We start from the raw sequence: 5,728 nt of genomic DNA, 5'->3' as shown, positions 1-5,728 counted from the left end.
GGCCGGCCCGCCGCCGGCGGCTCCCGAGGACGGCGCGTGCTACGACCTCAGCTTCCGCCAGGCGCTCGCGCCGACGGCCACCAGACGGCCGACGCCCTGCGACGGCCCGCACACCTCGGAGACCTACGCCGTCGGGACCCTCGACACGGTCGTCGACGGCCACCTGCTCGCGGTCGACGCCGAGCGCGTCCAGGCACAGGTCGCCGACGCCTGTCCGGAGGCGCTGCCCGCCTTCGTCGGTGGCGACCAGGAAGCGCTGCGGCTGAGCATGATCCGGCCGGTCTGGTTCACCCCCAGCGTCGCCCAGTCCGACCGGGGCGCCGACTGGTACCGGTGCGACGTGGTGGTGGTCGCCGGTGACGAGACGCTCGCCGAGCCCACCAGCACGCTGAAGGGAGCGCTCGACAAGCAGGCCCTCCGTGACCGCTATGCAATGTGCGGCACGGCCGCCCCCGACGCGGAGCGGTTCGAACGGGTCATCTGCGCCGCGGAGCACACGTGGCGGGCGATCCAGGTCGTGCCCTACGAGTCGCGCACCTACCCCGGCGAGGACGCCGTCCGTGCGCGGCTGGAGGCACCGTGCGAGAACGCCGGCCTCGACGCCGCCGACGACCCGCTCGACTACGAGTGGGGCTACGAGTACCCCACCAAGGAGCAGTGGGACATGGGCCAGACCTACGGCCTGTGCTGGGCTCCCGACTGACCGACCCTGCTGCTTCGGCGGATCAGAAGCCGAGCTTGCGGAGCTGGCGCGGGTCGCGCTGCCAGTCCTTCGCGACCTTGACGTGGAGGTCGAGGTAGACGGGAGTGCCGAGCAGGGACTCGATCTGCTTGCGGGCGACGGTGCCGACCTGGCGGAGCCGGGCGCCCTTCTTGCCGATCACGATGCCCTTCTGGGAGTCGCGCTCGACGTAGAGGTTGGCGTAGATGTCGAGGAGCGGCTTGTCGTCGGGCCGGCCCTCCCGCAGCCCCATTTCCTCGACGACCACCGCGATCGAGTGCGGGAGCTCGTCGTGGACTCCGTCGAGCGCGGCCTCGCGGATCAGCTCGGCCGCGAGCACCTGTTCGGGCGCGTCGGTCAGGTCGCCGTCGGGATAGAGCGCCGGCCCCTCGGGCATGAGGCCGACGAGGAGCTGCGCGAGCAGGTCGACCTGGTCGCCGGCCACGGCCGAGACCGGCACGATCTCGGCCCAGTCGGTGCCGGTCTCCTCGCCGAGCCGGGCGATGTCGAGCAGGTGGTTGCCGATCCGCTCCGCATCGGCCAGGTCGGTCTTGGTGGCCACCGCGATCTTGGTCGTACGACGGACCTTGGCGAGCTCGTTGACCAGGAACTTGTCGCCCGGCCCGATCTTCTCGTCGCACGGGAAGCAGACCGCGACCACGTCGACCTCGGACCAGGTCGCCATCACCAGGTCGTTGAGCCGCTCGCCCAGCAGGGTGCGCGGCTTGTGCAGTCCAGGGGTGTCGACGAGCACCAGCTGGCCGTCGGGGCGGTGCACGATGCCGCGCACGACGGTGCGCGTGGTCTGCGGCTTGTCGGACGTGATGACGATCTTCTGGCCGACCAGAGCGTTGGTGAGCGTCGACTTGCCGGCGTTGGGGCGGCCGACGAAGCAGGCGAAGCCGCTGCGGAACCCCTCGGTCGCGGTGAAGGTCGCCGGAGCGGGCGCGGGCATCCCGTCGGCGAAGTCCTCGTCCATCTCGTCGTCGAAGTCGTCGTCGCTCACTGCTGCACCTGTTCCTGTGAAGCCTGTTCCTGGGAGGCGCGGTCGTAGTCGGCCCAGATCTGGTCGTCGGACTTCCCGGCGGCCTTGCCGGCGCGCCAGATCGGGCCCGGGTCGACCGGCCGGGGCTGTCGAGCCGCGACCGCGCGCCAGTAGCCCATCACGTCGTACGCCGTCGACGGCAGTCGTCGCTCCCGCATCAGGTACTTGCGGATCGCGCGCATCTGCGCGGACTCCCCCGCCATCCAGAAGTAGCCGTCACCCTCCGGCCAGTCGATCTGCTCGACCGCCGCTGCCAGTCGACTGGTCCCGCCACGGTCGTCTCCCTCGGTGGTCGAGGAGGTCGCGCTGCGACCGTCACGAGACACCTCGCCCACCGATGACAGCCAGGTGGTGTCGGCGGTCTCGGGCAGGTAGCCCCCGAGCTCCTCGAGATCGGGCACCTCGGCCCAGATCCGGGTCGGCACCGCAGCGGCGTGGGTCTCGGCGATCCGCGCCATGGCCGGCAGGGCCGTGAGGTCGCCCACCAGCAGCAACCAGGACGCACCCTCCGGCATCGCGAACGATCCCTTCGGCTCGGTGATCGTGACCTGGTCGCCCACGCAGTCGCCGCTGGCCCACTCGGTCACCAGACCGACGTCGTGCACGACCACGTCGAGCACCAACTCGACACCGTCCCACGACCGCACCGTGTAGTAGCGGCTCTGGAACTGGCCGGGCACGATCAGGCCGACCCACTCGTCGGCGATGCCGGTCGAGGTGAAGCCGGCGAGGCCGGGACCGCCGAGGGTCAGGCGCACCAGGCGGGGGGACAGCTGCTCGCGGCGGAGCACGTCGGCGACGTACTGCTCTGCGCGGGTGCTCACCCGGTCAGGCTATCGACCCACGACGCGATGTCGCAGTCCAGGCCGCGATAGAAGAAGGGGCGGATCCTCTCGCTACTGGCCGCGATCGGGTCTAGGGTGCGACGGGTGAGCGAGCACGCGACGTTCTGCCGGATCTGCGAGCCGACCTGCGGCATGGTCGCCACCGTCGAGGACGACCGGCTGATCCAGATCCGCCCGGACAAGGACCACCCGATCACGGCCGGCTTCTCCTGCCCCAAGGGCCTGGAGTTCCTGCACGTCCAGAACGACGACGACCGGGTGCTGCACCCGCTGCGCCGGCGGCCGGACGGCGAGTTCGAGCAGATCTCCTGGGAGACCGCCCTCCGCGAGATCGGTGCGCGGCTGCGGGAGATCCGCAGCCGGCACGGCGGCGGGTCGATCGGCTGGTACGGCGGCAACCCGACCGCGTTCAGCCACTCCCACGCGCTCTGGCTGGGCTGGTTCCTCCGCGGACTCGGCTCGCGGCACCTCTACACGCCGAACACCCAGGACACGTCCAGCCGGTTCGTCGCCTCCGCGCTCCTCTACGGCTCCCCCGTCGTCGTGCCGGTGCCGGACCTGGAGCGCACCGACTTCGCGCTCCTGATCGGCACCAACCCACTGGTCTCCCGCGGCAGCCTGATCAGCGCCGGCAACCTGCGCGAGCGGTTCACCGAGATCGTCGCCCGCGGCGGCCGGGTCGTCGTGGTCGACCCGCGCCGCACCGAGACGGCGCGCGCGTTCGAGCACGTCGGCGTCCGCCCCGACGGCGACGCGTGGCTGCTGCTCGCCATGCTCAACGTGATCTTCGCCGAGGGGCTCGCCGACGAGGCGGCGATCGCGGCGCAGACCACGGGCATCGACGCGCTCCGCGTCGCCGCGGAGCAGTGCCCGCCGGACCTCGCCGAGCAGCGCTGCGGCGTGCCCGCCGCCGACATCCGGACCCTCGCGCGCGACTTCGCCACCGCTCGGACCGCCGCGGCGCACGGACGGACGGGAGCCTGCCTCGGCGCCCACGCGACCCTGGTCAACGTCCTCATCGACGCGCTCACCATCGTCACCGGCAACCTCGACCGGGAGGGCGGGCTGCTCTTCGGCCGCGGCACGATCGACCTGACCCGGATCGCTCACCTGGCGGGCATCGACACCTACGACACCTACCGGTCGCGGGTCGGCGACCTGCCCGAGGTGATCGGCCAGCTGCCCGCGCCGCTGATGGCCGCGGAGATCGAGACGCCCGGCAAGGGCCAGCTGCGGGCGCTGATCGTCTCGGCCGGCAACCCGGTGCTCTCCGTGCCGGGCAGCACCGGCCTGGAGCGGGCCCTCGGCAAGCTCGACCTGCAGGTCGGCATCGACCTCTACCTCAACGAGACGCACCGGCACGCCGACTACGTGCTGCCGGCCGCCACGTTCCTCGAGCGCGACGACCTGGTGGTCGCCGCGCTCGACTTCCACCTCAAGCCGTTCGTGCAATGGACCGAGGCGGTCGTGCCGCCGCGGGGCGAGGCGCGGCCGGACTGGGAGATCATCGACGACCTCGGCCGCGAGCTCGGCTTCGCCGTCGTCACTGGGTTGGCCACCAAGCTGGTCGGGACGGGACGGATGGGCCGCCTCGCCCTGCGCGCCCTCGCGCCGGCGGCCGGACGAGTCACCCCGGCGCTGCTGATCGACCTGCTGCTGCGCACCGGCCGTGACGGCGACCGGTTCGGGCTCCGACGCGGCGGTCTCTCGATCGCCAAGCTGAAGAAGCACCCCCGGGGCATCGTGCTGGCCGAGCACCTCGAGGCCGGCGTGCTGAGGCGCAAGGTCTTCCACCGCGGCCACAAGGTGCGCCTTGACGGTGACGTGATCGAGCGCGAGCTCGCCCGCCTGCTCGACGCCCCACCGCCGGACGCCGACTACCCGCTGCTGCTCATCGGCCGCCGCGACGTGCGCTCCCACAACTCCTGGATGCACAACACCCCGAAGCACCGCGACCCCGATCGGCGGCAGCTCGCCATGGTCCACCCGAAGGACGCGGCCGAGATCGGCCTGTCCGACGGCGACCCCGTGCGGGTGAGCACGCCCCAGGGCTCGATCGAGGTGCCGGCCCGGGTCACCGACGAGGTCGTGCAGGGCTGCATCGCCGTCCCGCACGGCTGGGGCCACCGCGACGCCGGTTGGCAGATCGCGAACGCCGCCGGCGGCGCCAACGTCAACGAGGTGCTCCCGGCCGAGCCGGCCGACCTCGAGCGCGCCTCCGGGATGGCCCGCCTCAACGGCGTCCCGGTGCGGATCGAGGCGGTCGTTACCGCGGCCCGTTGATGATCGCGGTGTACGAACGACGGCTGGCGTCGTCGGGGACGACGAACAGCGACGTCGTCACGAAGTTCTTGCGCCGCAGCGAGTAGGTGCCCTGTCGGGGGCCGGCCACCGTCGTCGTGAACGTCAGCCGGAAGTTCGTCGGCGACCCGGCTGCATCGCCCTCCAGGTCGTCGACCTGGGTCAGCCGCACCGCCACCCGCGTCCCACTCCCGACCAGCGCGAAGTACCTCCCCTTCCGGGAGGCGAAGCGCGGGCGCCGGTAGAGGCTCGCCGCGTCGGTGTACGACGGGTCCGTGGCCTGGGCCACGGCAGGTGCGCCTGCCACGGCGCTCGGCAGGGTCACCCCGGTGGCGCCGACGGCGAGCCCGGCGGCACCGACTCCGATCACACTGCGGCGCGAGACGTCGGTCATGGGGTCCTCCTGGTTACGATCGGCGAGTGCCCGAGACCGCCTGGTTCACGTACGACGACTTCGCCGACCGCGTCGGCGAGCAGTTCCGGATCGATCTCGGCGACGGCCAGGAGCTGACGCTGGTGCTCGCCGGGGCGACGGTGGGCGCGGAGGCCGGCGGAGCCGGTCCGGACGGTTCGACTCGCCAGCAGTTCTCCCTGCTGTTCCGGGGACCGGCCGAGCCGATGCTCGACCAGGCGATCTGGACCCTGCAGCACGACGAGGTCGACGGACTGGCGCTGTTCCTGGTGCCGCTCGCGCCCGACGCCGAGGGCGCGCGCTACGAGGCTGCCTTCGCGTGACCTGAGCCCCCGGCCGGTCATGGCGTCCGCCACTCGAGCAGCCGATAGGCGCCGAGGTCCGTGACCAGGGTGAACCCGAGG

6 protein-coding genes are annotated in these 5,728 nt (G+C 72.2%); 3 read left to right on the top strand and 3 right to left on the bottom strand.

Translation table 11 applies throughout. The features are described from left to right. The coding region (locus H0488_RS21665) for a septum formation family protein (RefSeq protein ID WP_183101285.1) at positions 1–703 on the top strand (703 nt) is incomplete at its 5' end. A gap of 22 nt (positions 704–725) precedes the next feature. On the opposite strand, the gene era is transcribed toward H0488_RS21665, so the two are convergent. After that, a complete protein-coding gene (gene era / locus H0488_RS21660) occupies positions 726–1,676 on the bottom strand; it encodes a GTPase Era (RefSeq protein WP_183101287.1) in 951 nt (316 codons plus the stop codon). A 47-nt stretch (positions 1,677–1,723) separates the two neighbouring features. Further along, positions 1,724–2,590 (bottom strand): siderophore-interacting protein, encoded by an 867-nt coding sequence (locus H0488_RS25165; protein ID WP_183101284.1) that lies wholly within the window; start codon positions 2,588–2,590, stop codon positions 1,724–1,726. A 105-nt stretch (positions 2,591–2,695) separates the two neighbouring features. On the opposite strand from H0488_RS25165, the gene H0488_RS21650 reads away from it, so the two are divergent. Continuing rightward, on the top strand, positions 2,696–4,894 hold the full coding sequence (locus tag H0488_RS21650) for a molybdopterin-containing oxidoreductase family protein (RefSeq protein ID WP_220794876.1): 2,199 nt from the start codon (positions 2,696–2,698) through the stop codon (positions 4,892–4,894). Here the strand turns inward: H0488_RS21650 and H0488_RS21645 are convergent. After that, complete coding sequence (locus tag H0488_RS21645) at positions 4,878–5,306, bottom strand: DUF6916 family protein (protein WP_183101283.1); 429 nt, start codon at positions 5,304–5,306, stop codon at positions 4,878–4,880. The two genes, H0488_RS21650 and H0488_RS21645, sit on opposite strands and share 17 nt — an antisense overlap. Positions 5,307–5,332: 26 nt before the next feature. On the opposite strand from H0488_RS21645, the gene H0488_RS21640 reads away from it, so the two are divergent. After that, the gene (locus H0488_RS21640; protein WP_183101282.1) at positions 5,333–5,647 is read left to right on the top strand and encodes a DUF6916 family protein; all 315 of its coding nucleotides are present in this window, start codon (positions 5,333–5,335) and stop codon (positions 5,645–5,647) included. Positions 5,648–5,728 lie beyond the last annotated feature (81 nt).

The organism is Nocardioides pelophilus (assembly GCF_014180685.1).
Taxonomy (GTDB): Bacteria; Actinomycetota; Actinomycetes; order Propionibacteriales; family Nocardioidaceae; genus Nocardioides; species Nocardioides pelophilus.
This window is presented reverse-complemented; position numbering and strand designations above follow the sequence as displayed.

Coding starts and splice junctions, on each gene's coding strand:
- era (WP_183101287.1), bottom strand. CDS start 1,676: ATGCCCGCGCCCGCTCCGGCGACCTTCACCGCGACCGAGGGGTTCCGC.
- H0488_RS21645 (WP_183101283.1), bottom strand. CDS start 5,306: ATGACCGACGTCTCGCGCCGCAGTGTGATCGGAGTCGGTGCCGCCGGG.